The following is a 23,551-nucleotide window of genomic DNA, read 5'->3' on the forward strand; positions in this document are numbered from 1 at the left end:
CCGGTTGCGCAGTGCGTTCCTGCAATGCGCAGTGTTACAATCCCGTCATCACCGGGTCGGTCCCGGACGAGGAGGAGCTATGTCGCAAGAACTGGTAATGGAGCGTGGTGTGGAAGACAGCAAGCAATGGGCGCGCATCCTGTACATCATTCACGCCCTGACCTTCTTCTTTTCGCTCGGCATGCTGTCGTTCGTGCCGCTGATCGTCAACTACGTCAAGCGTCCCGAGACCTCGGGCACCATGGTGTACACCCACCACACCTGGATGATCCGTTCGTTCTGGTTCTACGCGCTGTGGATGGCGCTCGGGTTCGTGCTCTTCGCCACCATCATCGGCATCCCGCTGGCCTGGCTGGTGTGGGGCGTGGCCTGGGTGTGGAAGGCTTACCGGCTGATCCGCGGCTTCCTCGACCTGAACAGCAACAAGGCAATGCCGGTCTGAAGCGGCATCGCCCCGCAGGTCCTGGTCAGAGTGCGGCGAGGGCCTGCTCGAGGTCGGCGATCAGGTCGCCCGGCTCCTCGAGGCCGATATTGAAGCGGACCAGGATGCCCGCGTCGCGCCACTGCTTGCGCATGCCCTGGATACGGTAAGGCATCACCAGGCTGTTCGGGCCGCCCCAGCTGTAGCCGATGCCGAACAGGGCCAAAGCATCGACGAAGCGGTCGGTCTGCGCTTCGGTGAAGCGCGCATCGAACAGCACCGAGAACAGCCCGCCGGCGCCGCGGAAGTCGCGCTTCCAGAATTCGTGGCCCGGGCAATCCTCGAACGCCGGGTGCAGCACCTTCGCAATCTCCGGACGCGCCTTGAGCCAGGCCGCGACCTGGCGCGCGCCGGCGTCGTGGGCCTCGAAGCGCAGCTTCATGGTCGGCAGCCCGCGCATCACGAGGAAGGCGTCGTCCGCCCCCACGCCCAGGCCGAGGCGCATGTGCGCCTGCGCCAGGCGGTCGTTGAGCGCGCGGTCGCGCGTGATGACGGCGCCCATCAGGAGGTCGGCGCCGCCCGACTGGTACTTGGTCAGCGCATGCATCACGATGTCGGCGCCGGCGTCGAAGCCGCGCAGCGCCAGGCCCGCCGCCCAGGTGTTGTCGAGCGCGACCAGCACGCCCTTTTCGTGCGCCGCCTTGCACAGCGCCGGCAGGTCCGGCACTTCCATCGACACCGAACCGGGCGCCTCGGCCCAGACCAGCCGGGTGTTCGGCTGGATCAGTTCGGCGATCCCGGCGCCGACCATCGGATCGTAGAAGCGCGCCGTGACGCCGAAGTCCTGGCTCAGCCAGCGCCCCAGCTCGCGGTTCGGGTTGTAGACATTGTCCGGCAGCAGCACGTCATCGCCGCTCTTGAGCAGCGCGAAGTCGATCATCGCGATCGCCGCCAGGCCCGACGGCGCCAGCAGGCAGTGCTCGCCGCCTTCGATGCCGGCCAGGCGCGCTTCCAGCGTGAAGGTGGTGGGCGTGCCGTGCAGGCCGTAGGTATAGGCGTTCTTTTCCTTCCACTGGCCGGATCGCATCGCGGCGACGTTCGGGAACAGCACCGTCGACGCGTGGTGGATCCCGGTCGGGAAGGCGGCGAAGCCGCCGGGCGCGACATAGTCGCTGTGGATCAGGGTGGTCTGGACCGCTTTCTTGTTCATCTTGATGCGCCCCGGCTGCCGCTCAGACCACGCTGGCCCACAGGTCGTGGGCGTCGGCCTTGGTGATCACGACCTCGGCGAACCCGCCCACGGCCAGCTTCTGCTTGCCCGGGACCAGGGATTTCTTGATGTGCACCACGCCGTCGATTTCCGGCGCATCCGCGGCCGAGCGTCCGATCGCTTCGCGCGGGCCGACTTCGTCGACCAGCACGCGCATGGTCTTGCCGACCTTGTCCTGCAGGCGCTTGGCCGAAATCTCTTCCTGCAGCAGCATGACGCGCGCGCGGCGTTCCTCGCGCACTTCTTCCGGCACCGGGTTGTCCAGCAGGTTCGCGGTCGCGCCTTCGACCGGCGAGTAGGCGAAGCAGCCCAGGCGGTCGATCTGCGCTTCCTTCAGGAAGTCCAGCAGGTACTCGAACTCGGCCTCGGTCTCGCCCGGGAAGCCGGCGATGAAGGTCGAGCGGATGGTCAGGTCCGGGTTCATCTTGCGCCAGGCCTGGATGCGGTCCAGGTTCTTCTCGCCGCTGGCCGGGCGCTTCATGCGCTTGAGCACGTCCGGATGGGCGTGCTGCATCGGGATGTCGAGGTAAGGCAGCACGTGGCCATCGCCCATCAGCGGGATCACCTGGTCGACGTGCGGGTAAGGATAGACGTAGTGCAGGCGCACCCAGGCGTCGTACTGGCGCGCCAGCTGGCCCAGGGCCTCGACCAGCTGGGTCATGTGGGTCTTGACCGGGCGGCCGTTCCAGAAGCCGGTGCGGAACTTGACGTCCACGCCGTAGGCGCTGGTGTCCTGCGAGATCACCAGCAGTTCCTTGACGCCGGCCTTGAACAGGTTCTCGGCCTCGACCAGCACCTCGCCGATCTGGCGCGACACCAGGTCGCCGCGCATCGACGGGATGATGCAGAAGCTGCAGCGGTGGTTGCAGCCCTCGGAAATCTTCAGGTAGGCGTAGTGCTTGGGCGTCAGCTTGACGCCGTGGTCCGGCACCAGGTCGAGGAAGGGGTCGTGCGGCTTGGGCAGGTGGAGGTGCACCGATTCCATCACCTCGGCGACGGCGTGCGGACCGGTCACGGCCAGCACCTTCGGGTGCACCTTGGTGATGATGTCCTGGCCCGCGGCATCCTTCTTTGCGCCCAGGCAGCCGGTGACGATCACCTTGCCGTTCTCGGCCAGCGCTTCGCCGATCGCATCGAGCGATTCCTGCACCGCGGCGTCGATGAAGCCGCAGGTGTTGACGATCACGAGGTCGGCGCCGTCGTAGGACTTGGCGGTCTGGTAACCTTCGGCGCGCAGCTGGGTCAGGATCTGCTCGGAATCGACCAGGGCCTTCGGGCAGCCGAGCGACACGAAACCGACCTTGGGCGCGGCGACGCCAGGCGCAGCCGGCGGGATGACCAGCTCGGGCGTGCTCGTTGCGGCAACGTTGGAAGTGGAAACGGGAAGCGAATGACGGCGAAGTTCAGGCATGGGCGGGCGACAAAAGATCTGGGCAATCCGCGATTGTACCTGAAGCGCGCCCCGCGAGGGAAACGGAGGCGCGGGAACCGGCCGCGGGAACGGCCGGCGAAGCCGGGGACAGGCTTACTTCTTGTCGTTAGGCAAGCCCGGGAAGGGGAAGGCGCCGAACATGGCCTTGCTCTGGCTCTGCATCTGTTCCTGCATCTGCAGGAACAGGTTCTTGCTCTGGTCGATGTAGTTGTTCATCATGCCCTGCATCATCGGGCCCTGGACATTCATGAACTGGGTCCACATTTCGGGGCTGAACGGCTTCCCCTCGAGGGCGCCGGCCGTCGCCGCGCTGGTGAACTTGTTCTGGATATCGGTGAACGCCTGGACGTTCTTCTCCAGGTAAGAACCCATCATGCCCTGCATCGCGTGACCGTAGTAGCGGATGATCTGTGACAGTACGGAACTCGTGAACATGGGGACGCCATTGGCTTCCTCCTCCAGGATGATCTGCAGGAGGATGCTGCGGGTCAGGTCCTCGTTCGTTTTCGCGTCGACCACGGTGAACTCGTCGGCATCGAGCACCAGTTGCTTGACGTCGGTCAGGGTGATGTAAGAACTGGTCTGCGTGTCGTACAGGCGACGGTTCGGGTATTTCTTGATCAGGCGTTCAGCACTCTTCTTTGCACTACTCATCTCAAGTTCCATTGGTTGCGCCGCAGCATGGCTGAAGCGCGCTTGTCATCGGTGGCCGACCATCCGGCGGTCTCCAGGCGTCGGTCCCTTCCCGTCCAATCCGGGGATTGCCCGGAGGGACGGACAAGGCTAACCATACCACGCAATGCTCGCAGGTGCAGCAATTATTAGAATAATCACTACCGTAAGTCGTCTGGCAATGCCGACCGGGCGCCTAGTCCGCGCGCGCCTTCACATAGCGTCCCGGGGCCGGCTCGATCGGCTGGTAGCGCTCGTTGCCCGGCGCGGCCGGGACCGGCACTTCGGGGCCGCCGAATTCGGCCAGGAACCTGGCCCACTCCGGCCACCAGCTGCCCTTGTGCTCGGTCGCGCCTTCGAACCAGTCCGCATCGGTCTTCGGACGGGCCTTGCCCGCCTTGTCGTTCGCCCAGTAGCTGCGCTTGCCCTTCGAGGCCGGGTTGATCACGCCCGCGATGTGACCCGAAGCGCCCAGCACGAAGCGGTTGGCTTTCGGATTCTTCGGGTTCAGCAGGTTCATCGAGGCATACGCGGCTTCCCACGGGACGATGTGGTCTTCCTTCGAGCCGTAGACGAACACCGGCGCCTCGATCTTGCCGAGGTCGACCGGCACGCCGCAGACCGTGAGCGCGCCCGGGTCCCGCAGCTTGTTCTCGAGATAGGTGTTGCGCAGGTACCAGCAGAACATCGGGCCCGGCAGGTTGGTGCTGTCGGCGTTCCAGTACAGCAAGTCGAAGGCCGGCGGCACCTTGCCCTTGAGGTAGTTCTGCTGCACGTAGTTCCACACCAGGTCATTCGGGCGCAGGGCCGAGAAGGTGGTCGCCAGGTCGCGCCCCGCCATCAAGCCGCCCGCCTTCAGGGTCTGCTCGCGCAGGGCCACCTGGGTCTCGTCGATGAACACGTCGAGCACGCCGGTATCGCTGAAGTCGAGCAGGGTCGTCAGCAGGGTCAGGCTGGCCGCCGGCTGCTTGCCGCGCGCCGCCTGCACGGCCAGCGCGGTGGTGGCGATGGTGCCGCCCACGCAGAAGCCGAACACGTGCGATTTTTCCTGTCCGGTGATCTCGGCCACCACGTCCAGCGCCTTGATCGCGCCCTGCTCGACGTAGTCGTCCCAGGTCAGCTTGTCGAGCTTGCGGTCCGGGTTACGCCAGGACACCATGAAGACGGTATTGCCCTGGTCCACCACGTAGCGCACCACCGAATTCTCGGGCTGCAGGTCGAGGATGTAGAACTTGTTGATGCACGGCGGAATCATGACCAGCGGCACCTGGTGCACCGTCTTGGTGGTCGGGGTGTACTGGATCAGCTGGAACAGGTCGTTCTCGTACACCACCGTGCCCGGCGTGTTGCCGACGTTGCGGCCGACTTCGAACGCGGATTCGTCCGATTGCGAGATGCGGCCCTTCTGCATGTCGGCCAGCATGTTGGCCAGGCCCTTGGTCAGGCTTTCGCCCTTGGTTTCGATCAGCTTTTTCTGCGCTTCCGGGTTGGTTGCGAAGAAATTCGCGGGCGACATCGCGTCCACCATCTGCTGGACCGCGAAACGGATCTTCGAGCGCTCGCGCGGGCCGACCTCGACCGCATCGACCATCGCCATCAGGAAGTCGGAGTTCAGCAGGTAGGAGGCGGCCGAGAAGGCCGACAGCGGGTGCGCCGTCCATTCGGAGGCCGAGAAGCGGCGGTCATGGATGGTCAGCGCCTTGCCCGAGATAAAGTCCTGCCACAGTTGGGTGGCCTTCTTCAGGTAGTCGTCGCGCAGGGATTCCAGCTTTGCCGGGGCAATGCCGGCGCCGAAGTCCTTGAGGATTCCACTCAAGGGATTCGCCCCGTTCACTTGCGGCGCCATCGGCACCATCGGCACCATCGACGGCATCTTGAGCCAGCCCTGCCAGGCAGTGGGGTCGGCGAGCTGGGTCATCCAGGTGGAGGCAAAAGCTTGAGGGTCAGGCATGTTCATGTGGGCGTCCGTTGTTTAGAATCAGGGTACATCACCAAGGAAACAAATTATGTGGATCGTAGCCGTCGCCTGGATTTATGTGGTTGCTCTTATGGCGGCGACTGAACCGAACATCGTTGCCGGAATTATGACGTTTCTGGCGTATTGCGTGGTGCCATTATCAATACTTTTTTACTTGACGGGATCAAAACGGCGCCAGAAACGGCGCGCGGCCGCCACACGGAAGGCGGCGGGAGGCGCTTCGGCGCCGGCGTCGGGGAGTTCGGCGGACGGTTGCGCGCCCGGTGACGGAGGATGCGACGGCGGCGGCGGCGGCGGGGACTGATTCCCGCGCCGCGCCGCTTACTTCAGCCAGATCAGGCTGGCCTGGCGTCCGGTGACGCCGTCGCGGCGATAGGAGTAAAAACGTTCCGGTGCGCTGGCGGTGCACAGCGTGCCGCCCGCGACGCGGATGACGCCGTCGCGCGCCAGCATCAGGCGCGCCAGCAGGAACATGTCGGCCAGATACTTGTCCGGACGGCCGGGATAGGGGCGGAAGGCGGCCTGCGCCGCCCCGCCCGGCAGCGCCGCCTCGAAGGCCGCCAGGACGTCGGGACCGACCTCGAAGGCCGAGGGGCCGATCGCCGGCCCCATCCAGGCGGTGATCTCGCCCGCGCCCGCCGCGCGCATCGCCGCCACCGTGGCGCCCAGCACCCCGGCCGCCAGCCCGCGCCAGCCGGCATGGGCGGCGCCCACCACCTTGCCGTCCAGGCCGGCGAACAGCACCGGCAGGCAATCGGCGGTCAGGATCGCGCACACGGTGCCGGCCCGGGTCGTGACGCTGGCGTCGCCGGTGCGCACCGGCTGCTCCGGCCCCACCGTGGCGGCATCCACCACGTCGGGGCCGTGGACCTGGGCGATCCAGGCCGGACGGCCCGGCAGCCATTCCTGCAGGCGGGCGCGGTTCGCGCGCACCGCTTCAAGCTGGTCGCCCACGTGCAAGCCCAGGTTCAGGCCGCCGCCACCCTTGCCGTCGCCGTAGGGCCCGGTGCTGACGCCGCCGGCGCGGCTGGTGGCCAGGGCGCCGACCGAGGCCGGCAGGTCCGGCCAGTCGGGAAGGACCAGTGCGGAACGCGCCATCACGCTTCGTCGTCGTCCAGGTAGTCGTCGCCGTCGTCGTCAGCGCCGAGCCCGTCGTCGTCGCCCGGTTCCTCGATGCCGGCGCGTGCGATCAGCTCGGCGAAATCGTCGGCCAGCGGCACGGTCCACTCGCACTCCTCGCCGGTGCCCGGATGCACCAGGCCGAGGCGGCGCGCCTGCAGCGCCTGGCGGTGGAACACCGGCGTCAGGTGGCGCTTGCCGTACACCGCGTCGCCCACCAGGGAGAAGCCCAGCGACTGCATGTGCACGCGGATCTGGTGGGTGCGGCCCGTTTCCAGGCGGCAGCGCACCAGGCTCACCGGGCGACGGTCGAGCTCACCGGTGGCGGCGCGCTCGTAGTGGGTGATGGCCGGCTTGGCGAACGGGCTCGTGGAGACCGCCATCTTGACGCGGTCGCGCGGATCGCGGCCCATGCCGGTGTCGATGGTGCCCGAGATGCGCGGCGTGCCCCAGACCAGCGCGAAGTACTCGCGCTTGACGGTGCGCGCCTGCAGCTGGCGCACCAGGTCGGTCTGGGCGGCCAGGGTCTTGCCCACCACCATCAGGCCGCTGGTGTCCTTGTCGAGACGGTGCACGATGCCGGCGCGCGGCACGCCCACCAGCTGCGGGCAGTGGTGCAGCAGGCCGTTGAGCAGGGTCCCGGTCCAGTTGCCGGCGCCCGGATGGACCACCAGGCCGGCCGGCTTGTTGACGACCAGGATGTCGTCGTCCTCGTACACGATGTCGAGCGCCATCGGCTCGGGCGCGAAGGCGGTGTCTTCGGGCGCGGCCTGGGGCGCGATGACGACGGTTTCGTCGCCATAGGCGGTATCCTTGCCGCGCGCCGGCTTGCCGTCGACCATCACATGGCCGCCCTCGAACCACAGCTGCAGGCGGCTGCGCGAGAACTGCGGCACCAGCGCCGCGACCACCTTGTCGAGGCGCTGGCCGCAGGCGTCGGGCGTGAGCGCGAGCGTGATCGGCGAAAGATCGACGCCCGAACCGGCCGGCCCGAAGCCGCCCTCCAGTTCGTCGTCGAGTTCAGGGTCAAAAGGCAATTCCGCCGAATCCGGCGCAGGAGTTAATATCACGTCAGTCCCATCGGCTATAATCAGCCGTTCGTTGAATCTCGGTAAAACTTTTCTGCAAAAAGCTATGCAAAAAAAATTGTCTGTATTGGTCGCTACTTGCGCCCTCGTCGGCCTCTCGGCATGCAGTGTTCTGCCAGAGCGCACCGACGAAACCAAAAACTGGTCGGCGGAGAAATTATACGCTGAGGCGCGCGATGAGATGGCCGGCGGGCACTATGAAGCCGCGATCAAGTTGTTCGAGCGCCTCGAATCCAACTATCCCTTCGGCACCTACGCCGCCCAGGCGCAGATGGAAATCGCCTATGCCCACTACAAGGCGGAAGACCAGGCCGAGGCGCTGGCCGCCGTCGAGCGTTTCATCAAGCTGCATCCGAACCATCCGCAAGTGGACTACATGTACTACCTGCGCGGCCTGGTCAATTTCAATGACCAGCTGGGTTTCTTCAGCTTCCTCTATGAACAGGATCCGACCGAGCGCGACCCGAAGGCCACCCGCGAAGCCTTCACCGCGTTCAAGGTCCTGGTCGACAAGTTCCCGAACAGTAAGTATCGGGAAGACTCGATCGCGCGCATGAGCTACCTGGTCAATGCGATGGCGCAGTACGAAGTGCACGTGGCGAACTATTACTATCGCCGCGGCGCCTACCTGGCGGCGCTCAACCGCGCGCAGGACGCGGTCGCCAACTACAGCGACGCGCCGGCGCGCGAGGAAGCGCTGTTCATCATGATGCGCTCCTACGACAAGCTGGGCATGCCGCTGCTGCGCGACGACGCCCAGCGCGTGTTCGCGCTGAACTACCCGAACAGCCGCCTGCTGAACCCGAACGCCGCGGGCGATGCGCCATGGTGGAAGTTCTGGTCGAAAGGCGGGGCCAAGCCGTCGCCGAAGGACGCCGTCCAGTAACACGCGGCAGCCGGCGCTGCGCGCGCCGGCAGCTGTTTACTGCTCCACCTTGCGGCGGAACACCCACTCGCGCTCTCCCGACAGCGCCGGCTCGAAGGCATAGCCGCCGGTGTCGAAGTCCTTCAGCTGTTCAGGATCCGTGACGCCGTTCACCGCCGCATAGCGCGCCATCATGCCGCGCGCACGCTTGGCGAAGAACGAGATGATCTTGTACTTGCCGTTCTTCCAGTCCTGGAACACGGGATCGATCACCGGCGCGTCGAGCAGCTTCGGCTTGACCGACTTGAAGTACTCTTCCGAAGCAAGGTTCACCAGCGCTGCGGACCCGGTCTCGGCCAGGCGGCGGTTCAGCGCCTCCGTGACCGTGGCGCCCCAGAACGCGTACAAGTCCTTGCCGCGCGCATTCTCCAGGCGGGTGCCCATTTCCAGTCGGTACGGATGCATCCGGTCCAGCGGACGCAGCAGACCGTACAGGCCGGACAGGATGCGCACCCGCTGCTGCGTGTAGTCGAGCGCCTGCGGCGCCAGGCTGCGCGCATCGAAGCCGGCGTAGACGTCGCCGTTGAAGGACATGATCGCCTGGCGGGCTTCGGCATGGTCCGGGTGCCAGTGCGCATAGCGCGTCACGTTGAGCATGGCCAGGCTGTCGGATAGGCTCATCAGCTCGGCGATGCGGTCCGGCGAATAGGTGCGCAGCACCTTGATCAGCTCGGCGGCGTGGTCGATGAAATCCGGCGTGGTGTGATGCGCGGTGGGGCTGGGGGAGTCGAGGTCGAGGGATTTGGCGGGCGACAGTACGATCAGCATGGACAAGACACTATTTCTTCAAATAAACAACCAACATGATACCCGCTCCAGCAAAACGCATCGTCATCGACACCAATGTGCTGCTCGACCTGTTCGTCTTCCACGACCCGCGCTGGGAGGGCCTGCTGGGCGCCATGGAAAGCGGTGAAGTCGAGGTGGTGACCCGCGCCGATTGCCGCGACGAATACCTGGCCGTGCTGCGCTACCCGCACCTGCCGCTCGACGACGACAGCCGCGCCCGCGCCGCGGAGCGCTTCGACGCCCTGCTCACGCTGGTCGCGCCCGACGCCCGCCACATCCGGCTGCCGATCTGCACCGACCGCGACGACCAGAAATTCCTCGAACTGGCGCGCGACGCCGGCGCCGAGGTGCTGGTCACCAAGGACAAGGCCTTGCTCAAGCTGGGCCGCAAGACCGTCAAGGAAGGCCTGTTCCGCATCATGCTGCCCGAGGCCTGGCTCAAGGTCCGCGCCGCCGCCGCGTTAGAATGAGCACAAGACAACCCGCTCCAGAACCAAGACCATGACCACCCCTGCCCTCGTTTCCCGCCTGCCCGCCGTCGGCACCACCGTGTTCACCCAGATGTCGGCCCTCGCCTTCGATCACGGCGCCGTCAACCTCGGCCAGGGCTTCCCCGACTTCGACTGCGATCCGAAGCTGGTCGACCACGTGAACGACGCCATGCGCGCCGGCCATAACCAGTATCCGTTCATGACCGGCGTGCCCGCCCTGCGCGCGGCCATCGCGGCCAAGCTCGAGGCCCGGTACGGCCGCCGCTACGACAGCGCCGCCGAGATCACCGTCACCGCCGGCGCCACCCAGGGCATCATCACCGCCATCCTGTGCAGCGTGCATCCGGGCGACGAAGTGATCGTCATCGAGCCGGCCTACGACAGCTACCTGCCCTCGATCCAGCTGGCCGGCGGCGTCGCCGTACCGGTCGCGATGCGGGTCAACGAACAGGGCTACAGCGTGCCTTGGGACCAGGTCGCCGCAAGCGTCAGCGCGCGCACCCGCATGATCGTCATCAACACCCCGCACAACCCGACCGGCAGCATCCTGCGCCAGGCCGATCTCGCCGCGCTGGCCGCGATCGTCGACAACACGAATATCCTGGTCCTGTCCGACGAAGTCTACGAGCACATGGTGTTCGACGGCGAACCGCACGCCTCGGTCGCGACCCACCCGGTGCTGGCCGAACGCGCCTTCGTGGTGTCGAGCTTCGGCAAGACCTACCACGTCACCGGCTGGAAGGTCGGCTACGTGGCGGCGCCGGCGGCGCTGACGGCGGAATTCCGCAAGGTCCACCAGTACAACGTCTTCACCGTGAACACCCCGATGCAGCACGGGATCGCCGCCTACATGGCCGATCCCGCGCCCTATCTCGGGCTGGCGGCGTTCTACCAGAAGAAGCGCGACCTGTTCCGCGCCGGGCTGGCGGGCAGCCGCTTCACCCTGCTGCCCTCGGACGGCACCTACTTCCAGTGCGTGCGCTACGACGCGATATCGAGCCTGTCCGAGGCGGAATTCGCCAAGTGGCTGACGGTCGAGGCGAAGGTGGCGGCGATTCCGGTGTCGGCCTTCTACGGCACGCCGAAGGAATCGGGCATCGTGCGCTTCTGCTTTGCGAAGAAGGACGAGACCCTGCAACTGGCGCTGGAGCGCCTGGCGCGGCTGTGACGGCGGCGCCGCGCCAGGCCGCGTGGCGCGGGGCTACTGGCCCAGCTGCTTGAGCTGGCGCTCGACGAAGGTCTGGAGTTCGGCCGACAGCGCGCCCCCGGCGCGCGCCTTCTGGAAGGCCTCGGCCGCTTCCGCGTTGCGCTTCTCGGCCTGCAGCGAAATGCCCAGGCCCATCCACCACACGCCGTTGTGCGGGGCCGTGCGCAGCGCGGTCTGGTACTGCTCGGCAGCCTCGCGGTGGCGCTGTTCGCGCTGCAGCACGCCGGCCAGGAAGGCGTGGTAGTCGCCATTCCCCTTCGCGTAAGGCAGGGTGCGCGTCAGGGTGGCGATCGCCGGGCCGCCGCGTTCGAGCTGCAGGCGCGCCAGCAGCATCGCCAGCGCCGGCTGGCGCGGGTCCAGGGCCAGGGCCGCCTGCAGCTGGCGCATCGCCTCGTCGGGACGCCTGGCCTCGACCAGCAGGCTCACCAGGGTCTGGCGCGAAGGCTCATGGCGCGGGTCGGCGCGCAGCGCAGCCTGCAGGTGGGCGATCGCTTCGTTGACCCGGCCATGTTCCAGGCTGGCCAGGGCGCGGCCATAGCCGTTCTCGGCGCGCTGGGCCGCGGTCTCGACGCGGCCAGCGGCCGCTTTCGGCGCCGGCTTCGCCCTGGCTTCCTGGGGCCTGGCCGCGGAAGCTTCCGGCTTGCGCACGGCCGCGGCGCGCGGCGCCGCCTCCCGCTTCGGATGCGCACGCACCGCGTCGCGCTGCTTCGGCGCCGGAGACTGCCCGCGCACGGCCGAGGCTTTCGCTACTGGCGGCGGCGCGGCGGCGGCCGGCGCTTGCGCCGCGGACGCAGCACCCTTGGCGCCGAGCGTGTCGCCCGGCGCCGCCGCGGGGGCCGCGATGACGGGTTCCCGTTTCGGCACCGGCAGTTCGACACCGACGGCCGAGGGCGCGGCGGCCACGGCGAGCGGCGCGGGCGTGGCCGCAGGCGCGGCCGGCCTGGCGGACATGGCGCTCCAGCCCACGGCGCCGGCGGCGCCGAGCCCGGCGACGGCGGCCGCGACCAGCGTCGGACGCAGCCACGCCCGGCGCCGCTCCGCCTGCACCGGCCTGATGTGCGACGGCATGGCCACCGCCCCCGGTTGCCCGGCGCGCGCATCGAGGTCCTGCAGCATCTGGTTGATCAGGCTCATCGTACGAATACCCATCCGAGGCCGGCCGCGACCGCCGCCGATGCGGCGCCGGCCGCCAGCCAGGTCCAGATCTCGCGCCGCACGCCGATCGTATCGCGCGCGGCGATCGTCACGTGGCTGCCGGCCACCTCCTGCCTGCCCTGGCCAAAGCTCAGCATCAGGGCCTTGTGCGCCATGATGTTGACCAGGCGCGGCACCCCGCCGCTGGCGCGGTACAGGCCGCGGATCGCCGCGCGCGTGAACAGGCGCGCGCCGGTGAATCCCGCCACCCGCAGGCGGTGCGCCACATAGTAATCCAGGTCGTCGCGGCTGAGCGGACCGAGATGGTAGTGGAAGGTGATGCGCTGGGCCAGCTGGCGGATCGAGTCGAGCTGCAGCTTGCGGTTCAGTTCCGGCTGTCCGAACAGCACGATCTGCAGCAGCTTGCGCTTCTCCGTTTCCAGGTTGGTCAACAGGCGCAGCGCTTCCAGGCTTTCGACGGGAATCGCCTGCGCTTCGTCCAGGCACAGCACCACGCGCTTGCCCTCGCGCGCCAGCTGCAGCAGGCGGTAGTTGATCGCCTTGAGCAGCTGGTGCTGGTCGACGGAGCGGTCGAGCGCGAGTTCCAGCTCGTCCGCCAGCGCCAGCACCAGGGTGCGCGGTTCGAGATAGGGATTCGGGATGTAGGCGGTGACAAAGCCCGGACCCAGGGTCGCCATGAACTTGCGGCACAACAGGGTCTTGCCGGTGCCGACTTCGCCGGTGATCTTGATGAAGCCTTCGCCGCTGCGCGCCGCCACCAGCAGGGTGTTCAGCGCTTCCTGCGAGCGCGGACTGCCGAAGAAGAAGCTGGTATCGGGCGTGATCCCGAACGGCAGCTCGCGCAGGCCGAAATGGGCCGCGTACATTACTTCCGCTCCCGGCTGCGCGGATCGAGCTGTTCGATACGGCGGCTGGTGTCCAGCAGGTCCTGGCTCCAGTCGTTGGCGCCCTCGACGATGGTGGGCTTGATCAGCACCACCAGTTCGCGCTTCTGGTTGACGCGGTTCTTGTTGCGGAACAGCGCGCCCAGCACCGGCAGCTTGTCGGCGCCCGGCAGCTGGTCGACGTCGCCGCTCGAGGCCTGGCGCATCAGGCCGCCGATCGCCACCACGCGGCCGTTCTGGCCGCGCACGATGCTGTCCAGCTCCGAAGTGGCCGACGCCGCCAGCGGCAGGGTCAGGGTGCCCGCGGTGCCGAGGTCGACGTTCTTGGTCACGGTCGAGACCTGGCTCACCGAGGGGTGCACGTGCAGCAGGATGTTGCCCTTGTCGTCGATCTGCGGCGTCACGTCCAGCACCACGCCCGAGAAGAAGGGCTGCAGGGTCACGCTCGGGGTGACGGTGTTGCCGCTGTCGCTGGTGTTGATGGTGTTGGTGACGCCGGTGACGAAGAATTCGTCGGTGCCGATCTTCAGCACGGCCTTCTGGTTGTTCATCGCCGACACGCGCGGGCTCGACAGCACGTGCACGGTGCCCTGCGATTCGAGGAAGGAGATCAGGGCCGCGAAGTTGTTCGTCTGGAAGGCGAAGCCGAACAGCGAACCGGCCGCGGTGGCCGCGTTCGACAGCGAGAAGCCGGTGCTGGCGCTCAGGCCCTGGCCGTTGGCGATCACGGCCGGCTGGCCGCCGTTGAACGGCAGCGGCGCCAGGTTGGCGCCCGGCGCGATCATGCCGCCCGAGACGCGGTTGGCGTGGCCGCCGCGGAACGAGGCGAACGACGCCCAGTTGATGCCGCTCTGGAAGCTGTCGTTCAGCTCGACCTCGAGGATCTTGGCTTCCAGGATCACCTGGCGGTCGACCGACAGCTGGGTCGCCTTCAGGTAGGCATCGACATTGCGCAGTTCGTCCGGCAGCGCGCGGATCACGACCACGCCCGACTGCGGACTGATGACGACGCTGCGCCCGCCCTCCTTCGAGCCGACGATCGCCTCGATGGCCGACTTCAGGTCGACCCAGAAATCGATATCGGAACTGGTCCGCACATCCGTGCTGTCGAGCTGCACGAGGTTCGTGGCGCCGGACGTGTTCTCGCCCTGGTTGCCCGGCGCGTTGCCCGTGTTCTGGCCGGTGCCGGTGCCGCCGTTGCCGCCGCCGTTGCGGTAGCCGCCTGCGTCCGCGACCGTGGTCGAGGACACGCGCAGGTTGGACACGCCGCGCCGCCTGGCGGTCAGGTAGTTCACCTGGAACATGCGGGTCTGCATGGTCAGCGGACGGATGCTGATGCGGGTGCCGTCGATCCGGTAATCGTAGCCGTACATCTCGCGGATCGCATCGAGCGTCTCGGTCAGCGTCACGTCCTTCAGGTTGGCGCTGATGCTGCCGCTGACGTCCGGGTGCACCAGCATGTTGTAGCGGGTGCCGGCGACGATCGAACGGAAGAACTGCTGGGCCGGCACGTTGTTGAACGAGACATTGAAGCGTTCCTCCAGCGCCGGACGGGCTTTCGGCAGCTGGTTCGCCAGCGCGCTGGCGGGCGGCAGCAAGGCGTTCGCCACCGCGTCATCGACCGCCGGCGCGGCCGGCGCCTGGGTCGTGGCGCGCGCCATCTCCTTGCCGATCGCATCGTAGGTGTCGTGCTTCGGCGCGGTCTGGCAGCCGCCCAGGAGGAATGCGCCCGCTGCGGCGCCACTGATCAGGAAAAGCTTGTCCATCGGGGTCCTGTGGCTCATTGCACGGCCGGGGTCTGGTCGGCCGCGGCCAGGCGCAGCACCTGGCGCTCGCGGCCGCGCACCAGCTCCACCTCGGTCTGGGTCATGCGCGCGACGCGGGCGCCGCGGAAGGTTTCACCCAGCCGCACCGTTTCGCCGTCGATCACGGCGACGTGGCGTCCGCCGGCGCGCGCCGCGATCAGCACCGACTGCAGGCGCGGCTGGCCGTCGCCGGCGGCGCCGGCCGCGCGGCCGGGGTCGAGCGCGGCCGGCGGGCGGGTCGGATCGGCCAGGGTCTGCGCGAATGCGCTCTGGTGGACGAGCGCGAAGCCCGCCAGGGTCGTCAGGATCATTCTTTTCACAGCTTCATCCATTTACGGTCCAGGCTCAGGGTATGGAGGGTAAGCGTCAGGCGGGAGGACGGGTAGTCCTCCACGTCGAGCTGCGCCTTGCCCCAGAACAGCCGGGTCGGCATCGCTTCGAGCGCGCTCATGTAATCGACCATGTCGAGGTAGTTGCCGCGCACGGTGACTTCGACGCCATGGCGGTACAGCAGGTCGGCGGGCCGGGCGGCGTCCCTGTCCGCATCCGGGACGGCGTCCGGCTGCGGCGCCGACGACGCCGCCAGCGGCTCGACCGGGAGCGTGCGCATCGACACCAGCTTCAGGCGGCCGTTGGCGCGCAGGATCGCGTCGACCAGCGGCCCCATGCGCTCGGGCGGCACCAGGCCGTGCTCCATCGCCAGCAAGGCCTGGCTCAGCCTGGCCGTCTCCTGCCTGATGGCGCCTAGCCTTGCGCGCGCGGGTGCATCGGGATCGACCTGGTAGGCCTGCACCCGGGCGGCGATCTCCTCGTCCATGCCGATCATGTTGTTGCGCTGCTGGCTGATCTGGCCGCGCAGCGCGTCCTGGGCGCGGTACATCGGGCCGAGCACCGCGGTGTGGGCCGCGAACACGGTCACGGCGACGGCGGCCGCGAACATCAGGCCGCGCTCGCGCAGGGTCAGCGCATCGATGCGCGCCGCGAACTGGTGGATGCGCAGCTTCATTTGCGCGCCTCCTCGGGCGCCGACTGCAGGCTGAACTCGACATACGGCGCGGGCGTGCTGGCCGGCTTGCCCTCAACAGCGGCGCCCGGCAGCGGCGCAGCCTCGCCGATCTGCAGGCTGGCGAAGGATTTATCCTGCATCAGCGGTTCCCGGGTCAGCCGGTTCAGGTAACCGGGCACCATGGCCGGGTCGAGCGTGCGGCCCTTGATGCCGATCTCGTTGCCCGCCCTGGCCACGCTCACGCCGGTCAGCCACAGGCCCTGGACGCTCTGGCGCGCCAGCGCCTTGAAGTAGCCGCCGAAACCATTGGTGTCGCCCAGTTCGCCCCGTTCGATGACGCCGGAAATATTGCGCAGCGCCGCCAGCTGGGCGTCGGCCTCGGCGATCTCGGCCACGAGTTCGCCATTTTTCTGGCGCGGCGCGAATTCGGCGTTCACCGTCGCCAGGCGCGCCTGCTTCTGCTGCAGGCGCGCGGCGCCGGCGCTGGCTTCCTCCCGCATGGCGGCGGTGCGCGCCTGGCCAAACACCGCCAACGCGGCGATGCCGGCGACCAGCACCGCCAGCGCGAGCGCCATCGTCGCCGCCGACAGGATCTTCTTCTGCGGCTGGAAGACCGGGTTGAACAGGTTGATCTGCTGGCTCAAGCCGCCTCCTCCGTGCGCAGCGCCGCGCCGAGCGGCAGGAAGAAGCGCTGCTGCAGCGCCTTGTCGGCCAGTTCCGGGGTGCGGCCGATATCGAACAGGCTGGCCAGGTCGAGGGTCTCGACCGGCATGTACAGGTTGCTCGACAAATATTCCTCCAGGCCGCACACGGCCGAGGGACCGAGCGCCAGCTTCGCCACGCTGATGAACGAATACTGGCGCTCGAAGTGGTCGAGCGAACGCTGCAGCTCGAGCGTGACCCGTTCAAGACATTGGTGCTTGCGTTCGTGGTCGAGGTCGAGCAACTGCTCGAGGGTGACGTCGAAGCGGCGCGACAGGTACAGCTCGCCATTGAAGGACACCGTCAGCAGGCCGCCGTCGTCGCCGAACGAGAGCAGCGCCACGCCGCGGCCTTCCGCCTCCAGCAGGGCGGAAATATTACGCTGGGCCATTTCGGGAATGTCGATCACGCTCAGGTCGACCTTGGCGTCGAGGAACAGCTTCTGGCGCGGACCGATCACGCTGTTGCGGGCGGCGATCGCAAAGATCGACTGCTGGGATCGTGCATTCCTGTCCAGCGGGATGTCGAGCACGTCGATGGTCGCTTCGGCGACGGGAAAATCAAGCAGGTCCTTCAGGCGCCAGCGCACCGCGGTCTTCATTTCCTCGCGCGGGACGTTCGGCGCCTCGACATTCATCACTTGGTATTCGCCGCCGCCGAGCAGGGTCGCGCAGCGGTAGGCGCCGGCCTGCCCGTCGCGTGCGGCCTTCTCCAGCACGTCCACGCCGGGCTGGCCGGGATGAAAGTGCGCGAACCGGACCAGCGGCCGGGCCTGTGCGACCCGCTCGACGCTGGTGGCCGCTACGCCGTCACGCTGGACGGCGATGCTCAGCCATCCTTCTTTTTTCCTGGTTCTCTTAAAAAAACGCATGCAGGCGGCAACGGTGATCGCGAAAAGTTGATTCGATGAAGCAAAGCTTGATTATATTCAAGCTAAGCCGGAATCGATCACAAAAACTCACCGGCTACCCAAAAACAGTTGGGTTTTTACAGTTTGCAGGCGCTTTCGTTGTCAATACATCTCGCGAATATAGATCACCGGGCTCCGGTATTGGCCGAATGTCACGCGCCCAACCATGCTGGGTAACCACTCGGCGCTCTTCATGTGGACGTGGACGCTGCCGGTCTTCTTCGGAGCGGCGAGCCAGTAGTCGCCCATCCCCAGGTCCAGCCGGGGCGGCTTGCCGCCCAGCGACTTGACGACATCGGGATTGCAGTTCTCGGCGCCGATCGCGGTGGCCGGCGTCAGCGCCAGGCTGCGCTGGCATCCCGAGAAGACCGGTTTGAAGAAGTCGGCCGACGGCCCGAGGTCGAAGGTGACGACGTTCTCCCACGCGGTACCGGTCCAGTACTGCGCCTTCATCGGGATCCTGGTCTTCAGCAGCTCGGAGCCCAGTACACTGGCCAGGTGCAGGCGGCCATTGATCACCATGATGCCGGCCTCGCCCGATTGCGCAGGCGCCTCCGCCCGCAGCGAACTGACCTGGACCGCGCCCGTGCCGGCGCGGTTCTCGGCGCTGTCGGCGCGCAGGTAGACTGCCGTCGGCGCGCGCCAGCCGCCGCTGCGCGCCGCTGCCCGGTCGAAGCGGACGCCAAGCTGGAAACTGGCCGGGCGCGCGACAGTCCTGCCGACGGAGGGCGGCATGCCGAACGGCTCGGCGCCCTCGATCCGCTCGAACAGCTTGCCGCCCGGCGCCACGGCGGCGCTCAGGCCCAGGTCGGGGATGAAGTTGAGGTCCGGACCCGATCCGGCCGCGAAATACTGCAACGGGGCGCCGCTCTCGCTGTAGGCGGTCACGGCGGCATCGAAGGGTTCGCCGGAGAAGGCTGCATTCGCAATCGCCGCCGCGCCCTGCGCCGGGCAACGCATGCGCGGCAGGCAGGTGAAGCCGCCCGCGACGGCGGTCTTGAAGTAGGCAGGATAGAAGCGCCCGACGGTCGACGGCGCGGCCGTGATGTCGATGCCGGTTCCCAGGTAATCGGCCAGGGTCGGCGTGAGCCCGATGCTCCCGACCTCGTGCCATGCCGTGGTGCCGACCACCGTGCCGGCGCTGCCGGCCGCCAGCGCGAAGCTGGCCGTCAGCTGCGCCGGGAGAGGCTCTTTCTGGGCGCCCTGCCCGGCCGATTCCTGCACCAGCCTGGCGAGTGCGCCCGATGGCGCAGCGCCAAGCACCAGGGCATCGCCGGCGGAGGAGGAGAAATAGGCTTCGCGCCCAAAGCTCGGCAGCTTCTCCTGGTTATGTCCCTTCGCAACCAGGCCCACCTCGAATGCCTCGCCCGCACGCGCGAATCCGACGCCGGTCGCCGCGTCGTTTTTCGGATTGGCCTGCTGGTCGGCTTTCCTGCGGATGAACGCCGTCTCCAGCACGGCGGGATACGACACGAACTGGACCGACTGGCCGACATTGCCGCTGTCCAGCATATGCAGCCGGATCCGGCCCAGGTCGGCGTACTGGAACTGCACGTCCGCCGATGCCGTGTTGGCGGCAAACTTGACGCTGGCGGCGGTCCAGGACAGGTTCGCCCCCGTGGTGCCGCTTTTCGAGCAGGCGGCAAGCCTGGCGCCATACATCGCGCCGATGCCGCCCGAGGTGTCGGGATCGTTGCATTCGAGCGCGAAGCGCAGCTGGACCGTCTTCTCCGCCGCCGCGTCGAGCGCCACGGCCTTTCCGTCCGCGGACACGGCCGTGATATGGATCGACACCGGCGCGCCTGCCACGACGGGGCCGGTAAAGCGCCGGCAGCCTGCGCCTTCGTCGACGACCGGCTGGCCCGGCGTGCATCCGGCGCGCGTGAAGGCATAGCCGGCGCCGCTGACCGGATTGGTGGCGGTGCCGCTGCTGGTGCCGGTGTTATTGCGCTGGTCGGCGTCGTTCGAACCGATGACCGTCGCGGTATTGGTCACGCTGCCGGAAGCGACCACCCTGGCGCGGATCGTCACCGATGCGGTGGCGCCTTTCAGCAGCGGCTTCTTGTAGCTGCAGGTGACGCTGCCTCCGGACGCGCTGCACTCCCAGTCCGCTCCCGAGAACGAGACGTACTCCAGCTGCGCCGGCAGCTTGTCGACGACTTGGACGGCGCTGTCCGGGCCTGGCCCGGCGTTGCCGACCTTGAGCGTGTAGTCGACCGTGCGCCCGACCTGCAGCTCGCCGGAGCGGCTCTTGTCGAGGCTCAGGTCGGCGGAGGCGACCGACGGCAGCGCCAGGATGCCGGCCTGGATCAGCACCAGGTCGTCTTCCGTGGTGAAACGGGCGCTGGCACTGGTCTGGTTGGCGCCGAAGCCGCCCAGCTCGTAGGCGTCGAAGTCGACGCCGATCGAGGTCTCGTCGCTGTTGATGCTGCTCTTCGCATTGAAGTTGTTGTCGTTGGTGGCGAACGGCGGATTGGTCAGCACCGTGCCGTCGAACGCCACCGTGTCCCCTTTCTGCGAGCCGGTCAGGTCGCCTTCCCAGACGATGTGGCCCAGCCGGCCCTTCGCCGCGCCGGGCGCCGCCGGTCCACGGAAATCGCCCATGGTCACCGACACCGAGCGGTTCAGCAGCGCTTCGAATCCTTCGAACACGTTGATCGTGCGGTAGGTGCCGTTCGGCAGGACGTACACGACCAGCAGCGCAAAGCCCGCGACGACCGTATTGCTCTTGTGGTTCTTGTAGCAGTACGGACTGCCGTTGTCGACCGTCAGGCCGGCGAACTTGTAGCTGTGGCTGGCCTTGCCCTTGACGTAGTCGGTGACCTCGACCGCCGCGCCGAAGTAGCTCAGGCCGTCGATCGACGACTGGTAGCGGCGCTCCGGCGGCGCGCTGACGGCGCGCCCGTCGATGCTGACGTCGGCGTCCATGGTGGCGCCGGAGCCGGCCCAGTACAGGTGGGCCGCCAGCACGGTCGCGCCGGACGGCAGGCTGAACGAGGCCTGCCCTTCGGAGGCGATGATGCAGGACTTGGCGCCGCCCTGCTTGTCGCGCAGGCTGGCCTGGGTCCCGGTGAAATCGATATTCCCCTCGTAGGCCTTGACCAGCCGCAGCGGCGTGTCGGCGTAGGCCGGTGCGCCCGCGGCCATGGTGGCGCATGCCGTTGCCGCCAGCAGGCGGACCATCGTCCTGTGAACTGTCATATCTCCACCTCCAGCCTGCGCTGTACGAAATCGGGACTGTTGCTGGCCTGCTTCCCGCACTGGTCGTCGACCGGCTGGTTGCAGGCCGTGGCCTTGATGCGCCATCGGGTCAGCGCATCCTCGTCGCCATCCTCCGTGACCGGGCCCGCGATCGCCTCGCAGTGCACGCTCACGGTGAAGTTGGCCAGTACGCTGTCGGGCGGCAGCGCGAACGATCCGTCGCCGCAGCGCCCAGCGCGCAGGCGTTCGTACAGGCCCCACTCGATGCCGGCGCGCGCCGCCTGGTAGGCCTTGGCGCCCTCGAAATCGTTGCTGGCGCCGGCCTGCTGCGCATTGAAGATCGTGACGGCCGCGACGCCCAGCCCCGCCAGCACGACGAGCAGGAAGATCGCGGTCACGAGACCGACGCCGGCACTGCGGCGCGGATGGGGAAGCGGGAATCTGCTCATGGCGTGTTGTCGACGTGGACCTGGTGCACCAGGCGGATGCCGGCGTCGTCGCCCGGCGACAGGCGCAGCGACAGGTTCAGGATCACCAGGGCGCTGCGGCGGGACGCCTCGCTGCCGTAGCGGAAGATGCCGGCGCAGCTGCCGACGCGCTCCGCGATCACGGCGCGCTGCGGCCCGCCCTGGGGTGGCAGCTGCTGTGCGGCGTGGATGGCGTAGCCCCAGTAGCGCACCAGCGCATTGCCGCCGCCGGCACGGCCCTCGCAGGCATAGGTGACGGGTCCGGTGACCACCTGGAAGCGGTGGTTGGGCGACATCATCGGCGTGTCCTGCAGGGCGAACGGGTTGTACTCGAGTTCGACGACGGGATTGGCGGTGCCGGCGCCGGCGACCGCACTGACCTGGGCGATATTGCGGTTGGCCGCGCCGGGACGGTACAGGTAGGCATCGGACGGCTCGGCACCCTCGCCCAGGTTGTAGACCACGATGAAATCGCCGCGCTCGATCGGACGGATGGTCCCGCCCAGCACGGTGAAGCTGGTCCGGCCCGGATTGTCGACATCCAGCACATGCATGCCGGGCGTGTCGGGAGCGACGCCGTCGTCGATCGCCAGGTAGCGGCCGCCGGTGCGGGTCTGCAGGAACTCCACCGCGTCGCCGTCCGGGCTGACCCGCACGCTGTTGGGCAAGGCCAGGCGCAGGTCGCGCGCGATGCGGCGCAGCGCCAGGTCGGCCTCGTCGGTGGCGGCGGCGCGCGCCGCGCTGTCGGCATAGCCCTGGACCGGCGCCCGGATGAACACCGCCACGACGGCGCCGATGATGCCGATGATGACGATCACGAGGACCGCTTCGACCAGGGTGAAGCCGCGCGCGCGGCCGGCAGGCGGGCGCGCGATCACAGCAAGCCCGGGGCGTAGCGCGTGCGGTAGCCGTCGAGCACCACCTTGTCGCCGTCGTAGCCGACCTCGACCCGGATGCGCAGCACATCGACGTCGGCGCCGGCGCCGGGCGCCACCGGAATGCCGCCGATCGACTGCGGCGTCACGGTCACGCGCGCGGTATAGCCGTCGACCTGCATCGCGTCGCCGTTGGCGTCCGACAGCACGCCGCCGATGTCGAACGCCGCGGCCGGCAGGTTCGGCTGCGCCACGTAGTCGTTGATGTTGTCGTGGGGCCGGACGCCGCCGGCTTCCGGGCCCCAGTTCTCGGCGAGCGCGCAATCGCCCGGGCTGCCGACGTCCTCGTCCTCCGCGTTCGGCGAGGTCGGGTCGCAATAGCTGAACCTGGCCAGCTGGACTTCTTCCAGCAGCCCTTCCGCGATCATCAGCGCCTGCTTGCGGCGCAGCGGATCGGCGCTGTGCTTGGTGGTGAGGCTGAGCACACCGAGGATGCCGGCCAGCGCCACGCCGACGATCATGATGAACAGGATCAGTTCGATCAGGGTCAGGCCCCGTTCGCGCGCCCGCCGCACCGGCTTACTGGACATAGCCGGTCTCCCGGGTCACGCTGACCGCACGGGCCTTGCCCGAACCGGTGATCGACAGCGTCAGTCCGTCGAAGCTGCCGTCCGCCGTCAGCGGACGGCCGAGCGGGTCGAAGAAGAAGCGACGCAGGCTTGCGGATGGCGCGTAGCTGACGCCCTCGGGCCGGCCCAGGCAGTACCAGCCGTCCGCCTGGCAATGGGTGCTCGAGGCCGCAGCGCCCATGGCGCCGCCGGGCGCCGCCACCCGGCTCGCCGCGGGGCAGTCGCCGTCGGACGCCTCATGGCACAGTGCGATGCGGTTTGCGTCGAGCAGGACGTGGACAGGGGCGTTGCGCGCGATCGCCGTCTTCTGGGCATGGCGCAGCAAGGCGCGGGCCTGCTCGGCGAAGACGTCGCTGTCGAACTCGGACCGGTCGAAGAAGCGGCCGGCGCCGATCGCGCCGAGCACGCCGATGATGACCATCACGACGATCAGTTCGACCATCGTGAAGCCCGTCTGCGGTGGATGGGGTGGACGGCGGTCGCTCATGCGTGTTTCAAATAGGATCGGGCACGATTGCGTGACGC

At 67.9% G+C, this 23,551-nt stretch carries 23 protein-coding genes; 4 read left to right on the plus strand and 19 right to left on the minus strand.

What is annotated here, in order from left to right; translation table 11 throughout:
- Window positions 1–79 precede the first annotated feature (79 nt).
- Complete coding sequence (locus tag H162_RS0103970; RefSeq protein ID WP_026354195.1) at window positions 80–442, plus strand: DUF4870 family protein; 363 nt, start codon at window positions 80–82, stop codon at window positions 440–442.
- A 25-nt stretch (window positions 443–467) separates the two neighbouring features.
- Here the strand turns inward: H162_RS0103970 and H162_RS0103975 are convergent, their stop codons facing one another.
- The 6 genes from H162_RS0103975 to H162_RS0104000 all read right to left on the minus strand — a co-directional run bounded on the left by H162_RS0103975 (window position 468) and on the right by H162_RS0104000 (window position 7,962).
- Window positions 468–1,631: a cystathionine beta-lyase gene (locus H162_RS0103975; protein WP_020652154.1), complete on the minus strand. Its 1,164-nt coding sequence runs from the start codon at window positions 1,629–1,631 to the stop codon at window positions 468–470.
- Window positions 1,632–1,653: 22 nt separating this feature from the next.
- Window positions 1,654–3,102 carry a 30S ribosomal protein S12 methylthiotransferase RimO gene (gene rimO / locus H162_RS0103980; RefSeq protein ID WP_026354196.1) on the minus strand — a complete coding sequence of 483 codons (1,449 nt, stop codon included), beginning with the start codon at window positions 3,100–3,102 and terminating at the stop codon, window positions 1,654–1,656.
- Between the two features lie 114 nt (window positions 3,103–3,216).
- On the minus strand, window positions 3,217–3,777 hold the full coding sequence (gene phaR, locus H162_RS0103985) for a polyhydroxyalkanoate synthesis repressor PhaR (RefSeq protein ID WP_020652156.1): 561 nt from the start codon (window positions 3,775–3,777) through the stop codon (window positions 3,217–3,219).
- 214 nt (window positions 3,778–3,991) lie between these two features.
- Window positions 3,992–5,752 (minus strand): class I poly(R)-hydroxyalkanoic acid synthase, encoded by a 1,761-nt coding sequence (phaC, locus tag H162_RS0103990; RefSeq protein ID WP_026354197.1) that lies wholly within the window; start codon window positions 5,750–5,752, stop codon window positions 3,992–3,994.
- 342 nt (window positions 5,753–6,094) lie between these two features.
- Complete coding sequence (gene pgeF, locus H162_RS0103995; RefSeq protein ID WP_020652158.1) at window positions 6,095–6,871, minus strand: peptidoglycan editing factor PgeF; 777 nt, start codon at window positions 6,869–6,871, stop codon at window positions 6,095–6,097.
- Complete coding sequence (locus H162_RS0104000) at window positions 6,871–7,962, minus strand: RluA family pseudouridine synthase (RefSeq protein WP_040786349.1); 1,092 nt, start codon at window positions 7,960–7,962, stop codon at window positions 6,871–6,873. Before H162_RS0104000 ends, pgeF begins: the two co-directional genes overlap by 1 nt.
- Window positions 7,963–8,026: 64 nt before the next feature.
- Between H162_RS0104000 and H162_RS30075 the strand changes: the two genes are divergently transcribed.
- Window positions 8,027–8,866 (plus strand): outer membrane protein assembly factor BamD, encoded by an 840-nt coding sequence (locus tag H162_RS30075; RefSeq protein ID WP_040786351.1) that lies wholly within the window; start codon window positions 8,027–8,029, stop codon window positions 8,864–8,866.
- A gap of 36 nt (window positions 8,867–8,902) precedes the next feature.
- On the opposite strand, the gene yaaA is transcribed toward H162_RS30075, so the two are convergent.
- Window positions 8,903–9,673, minus strand: a complete 771-nt coding sequence (gene yaaA / locus H162_RS0104010) for a peroxide stress protein YaaA (protein ID WP_020652161.1) — start codon at window positions 9,671–9,673, stop codon at window positions 8,903–8,905.
- A 35-nt stretch (window positions 9,674–9,708) separates the two neighbouring features.
- Here yaaA and H162_RS0104015 point away from each other — a divergent pair, with 35 nt between their 5' ends.
- Together H162_RS0104015 and H162_RS0104020 are read left to right on the plus strand one after the other, a co-directional pair.
- Window positions 9,709–10,164 carry a putative toxin-antitoxin system toxin component, PIN family gene (locus H162_RS0104015; RefSeq protein ID WP_020652162.1) on the plus strand — a complete coding sequence of 152 codons (456 nt, stop codon included), beginning with the start codon at window positions 9,709–9,711 and terminating at the stop codon, window positions 10,162–10,164.
- A gap of 31 nt (window positions 10,165–10,195) precedes the next feature.
- Window positions 10,196–11,353: a pyridoxal phosphate-dependent aminotransferase gene (locus tag H162_RS0104020; RefSeq protein WP_020652163.1), complete on the plus strand. Its 1,158-nt coding sequence runs from the start codon at window positions 10,196–10,198 to the stop codon at window positions 11,351–11,353.
- A 33-nt stretch (window positions 11,354–11,386) separates the two neighbouring features.
- On the opposite strand, the gene H162_RS0104025 is transcribed toward H162_RS0104020, so the two are convergent.
- From H162_RS0104025 to H162_RS0104080, 12 genes are all read right to left on the minus strand, one after another.
- Window positions 11,387–12,526 (minus strand): tetratricopeptide repeat protein, encoded by a 1,140-nt coding sequence (locus H162_RS0104025; RefSeq protein ID WP_020652164.1) that lies wholly within the window; start codon window positions 12,524–12,526, stop codon window positions 11,387–11,389.
- Window positions 12,523–13,413, minus strand: coding sequence for an ExeA family protein (locus H162_RS0104030; protein ID WP_020652165.1), 891 nt, complete (start codon window positions 13,411–13,413; stop codon window positions 12,523–12,525). The genes H162_RS0104025 and H162_RS0104030 overlap by 4 nt, the downstream gene beginning before the upstream one ends.
- Entirely contained in the window at window positions 13,413–15,197 is a 1,785-nt protein-coding gene (gene mshL / locus H162_RS0104035; protein ID WP_020652166.1) for a pilus (MSHA type) biogenesis protein MshL, read from the minus strand. Before mshL ends, H162_RS0104030 begins: the two co-directional genes overlap by 1 nt.
- A 14-nt stretch (window positions 15,198–15,211) precedes the next feature.
- Entirely contained in the window at window positions 15,212–15,547 is a 336-nt protein-coding gene (locus H162_RS0104040; protein ID WP_020652167.1) for a hypothetical protein, read from the minus strand.
- Between the two features lie 5 nt (window positions 15,548–15,552).
- Window positions 15,553–16,242: a hypothetical protein gene (locus H162_RS0104045; protein ID WP_020652168.1), complete on the minus strand. Its 690-nt coding sequence runs from the start codon at window positions 16,240–16,242 to the stop codon at window positions 15,553–15,555.
- Window positions 16,239–16,886 (minus strand): PilN domain-containing protein, encoded by a 648-nt coding sequence (locus H162_RS0104050; RefSeq protein ID WP_020652169.1) that lies wholly within the window; start codon window positions 16,884–16,886, stop codon window positions 16,239–16,241. The genes H162_RS0104045 and H162_RS0104050 overlap by 4 nt, the downstream gene beginning before the upstream one ends.
- Window positions 16,883–17,815 carry a type IV pilus biogenesis protein PilM gene (locus tag H162_RS0104055; RefSeq protein ID WP_020652170.1) on the minus strand — a complete coding sequence of 311 codons (933 nt, stop codon included), beginning with the start codon at window positions 17,813–17,815 and terminating at the stop codon, window positions 16,883–16,885. The genes H162_RS0104050 and H162_RS0104055 overlap by 4 nt, the downstream gene beginning before the upstream one ends.
- Window positions 17,816–17,956: 141 nt before the next feature.
- On the minus strand, window positions 17,957–21,055 hold the full coding sequence (locus H162_RS0104060) for a DUF6701 domain-containing protein (protein ID WP_169444432.1): 3,099 nt from the start codon (window positions 21,053–21,055) through the stop codon (window positions 17,957–17,959).
- The gene (locus H162_RS0104065; RefSeq protein ID WP_020652172.1) at window positions 21,052–21,504 is read right to left on the minus strand and encodes a pilus assembly PilX family protein; all 453 of its coding nucleotides are present in this window, start codon (window positions 21,502–21,504) and stop codon (window positions 21,052–21,054) included. Before H162_RS0104065 ends, H162_RS0104060 begins: the two co-directional genes overlap by 4 nt.
- Window positions 21,501–22,400, minus strand: coding sequence for a prepilin-type N-terminal cleavage/methylation domain-containing protein (locus tag H162_RS0104070; protein ID WP_020652173.1), 900 nt, complete (start codon window positions 22,398–22,400; stop codon window positions 21,501–21,503). The genes H162_RS0104065 and H162_RS0104070 overlap by 4 nt, the downstream gene beginning before the upstream one ends.
- Complete coding sequence (locus tag H162_RS0104075) at window positions 22,397–22,987, minus strand: type II secretion system protein (RefSeq protein ID WP_020652174.1); 591 nt, start codon at window positions 22,985–22,987, stop codon at window positions 22,397–22,399. The genes H162_RS0104070 and H162_RS0104075 overlap by 4 nt, the downstream gene beginning before the upstream one ends.
- Window positions 22,977–23,513, minus strand: coding sequence for a pilus assembly FimT family protein (locus tag H162_RS0104080; RefSeq protein WP_020652175.1), 537 nt, complete (start codon window positions 23,511–23,513; stop codon window positions 22,977–22,979). Before H162_RS0104080 ends, H162_RS0104075 begins: the two co-directional genes overlap by 11 nt.
- Window positions 23,514–23,551 lie beyond the last annotated feature (38 nt).

Origin of the sequence: Massilia niastensis DSM 21313, from assembly GCF_000382345.1 — a bacterium.
Taxonomy (GTDB): Bacteria; Pseudomonadota; Gammaproteobacteria; order Burkholderiales; family Burkholderiaceae_D; genus Telluria; species Telluria niastensis.

Excerpts from the sequence above, each read along its gene's own strand:
- H162_RS0103970 (WP_026354195.1), top strand. The coding sequence starts at position 80 with ATGTCGCAAGAACTGGTAATGGAGCGTGGTGTGGAAGACAGCAAGCAA.
- H162_RS0103975 (WP_020652154.1), bottom strand. The coding sequence starts at position 1,631 with ATGAACAAGAAAGCGGTCCAGACCACCCTGATCCACAGCGACTATGTC.
- rimO (WP_026354196.1), bottom strand. The coding sequence starts at position 3,102 with ATGCCTGAACTTCGCCGTCATTCGCTTCCCGTTTCCACTTCCAACGTT.
- phaR (WP_020652156.1), bottom strand. The coding sequence starts at position 3,777 with ATGAGTAGTGCAAAGAAGAGTGCTGAACGCCTGATCAAGAAATACCCG.
- phaC (WP_026354197.1), bottom strand. The coding sequence starts at position 5,752 with ATGAACATGCCTGACCCTCAAGCTTTTGCCTCCACCTGGATGACCCAG.
- pgeF (WP_020652158.1), bottom strand. The coding sequence starts at position 6,871 with ATGGCGCGTTCCGCACTGGTCCTTCCCGACTGGCCGGACCTGCCGGCC.
- H162_RS30075 (WP_040786351.1), top strand. The coding sequence starts at position 8,027 with ATGCAAAAAAAATTGTCTGTATTGGTCGCTACTTGCGCCCTCGTCGGC.
- yaaA (WP_020652161.1), bottom strand. The coding sequence starts at position 9,673 with ATGCTGATCGTACTGTCGCCCGCCAAATCCCTCGACCTCGACTCCCCC.
- H162_RS0104015 (WP_020652162.1), top strand. The coding sequence starts at position 9,709 with ATGATACCCGCTCCAGCAAAACGCATCGTCATCGACACCAATGTGCTG.
- H162_RS0104020 (WP_020652163.1), top strand. The coding sequence starts at position 10,196 with ATGACCACCCCTGCCCTCGTTTCCCGCCTGCCCGCCGTCGGCACCACC.
- H162_RS0104025 (WP_020652164.1), bottom strand. The coding sequence starts at position 12,526 with ATGAGCCTGATCAACCAGATGCTGCAGGACCTCGATGCGCGCGCCGGG.
- H162_RS0104030 (WP_020652165.1), bottom strand. The coding sequence starts at position 13,413 with ATGTACGCGGCCCATTTCGGCCTGCGCGAGCTGCCGTTCGGGATCACG.
- mshL (WP_020652166.1), bottom strand. The coding sequence starts at position 15,197 with ATGGACAAGCTTTTCCTGATCAGTGGCGCCGCAGCGGGCGCATTCCTC.
- H162_RS0104040 (WP_020652167.1), bottom strand. The coding sequence starts at position 15,547 with ATGATCCTGACGACCCTGGCGGGCTTCGCGCTCGTCCACCAGAGCGCA.
- H162_RS0104045 (WP_020652168.1), bottom strand. The coding sequence starts at position 16,242 with ATGAAGCTGCGCATCCACCAGTTCGCGGCGCGCATCGATGCGCTGACC.
- H162_RS0104055 (WP_020652170.1), bottom strand. The coding sequence starts at position 17,815 with ATGCGTTTTTTTAAGAGAACCAGGAAAAAAGAAGGATGGCTGAGCATC.
- H162_RS0104060 (WP_169444432.1), bottom strand. The coding sequence starts at position 21,055 with ATGACAGTTCACAGGACGATGGTCCGCCTGCTGGCGGCAACGGCATGC.
- H162_RS0104065 (WP_020652172.1), bottom strand. The coding sequence starts at position 21,504 with ATGAGCAGATTCCCGCTTCCCCATCCGCGCCGCAGTGCCGGCGTCGGT.
- H162_RS0104075 (WP_020652174.1), bottom strand. The coding sequence starts at position 22,987 with ATGTCCAGTAAGCCGGTGCGGCGGGCGCGCGAACGGGGCCTGACCCTG.
- H162_RS0104080 (WP_020652175.1), bottom strand. The coding sequence starts at position 23,513 with ATGAGCGACCGCCGTCCACCCCATCCACCGCAGACGGGCTTCACGATG.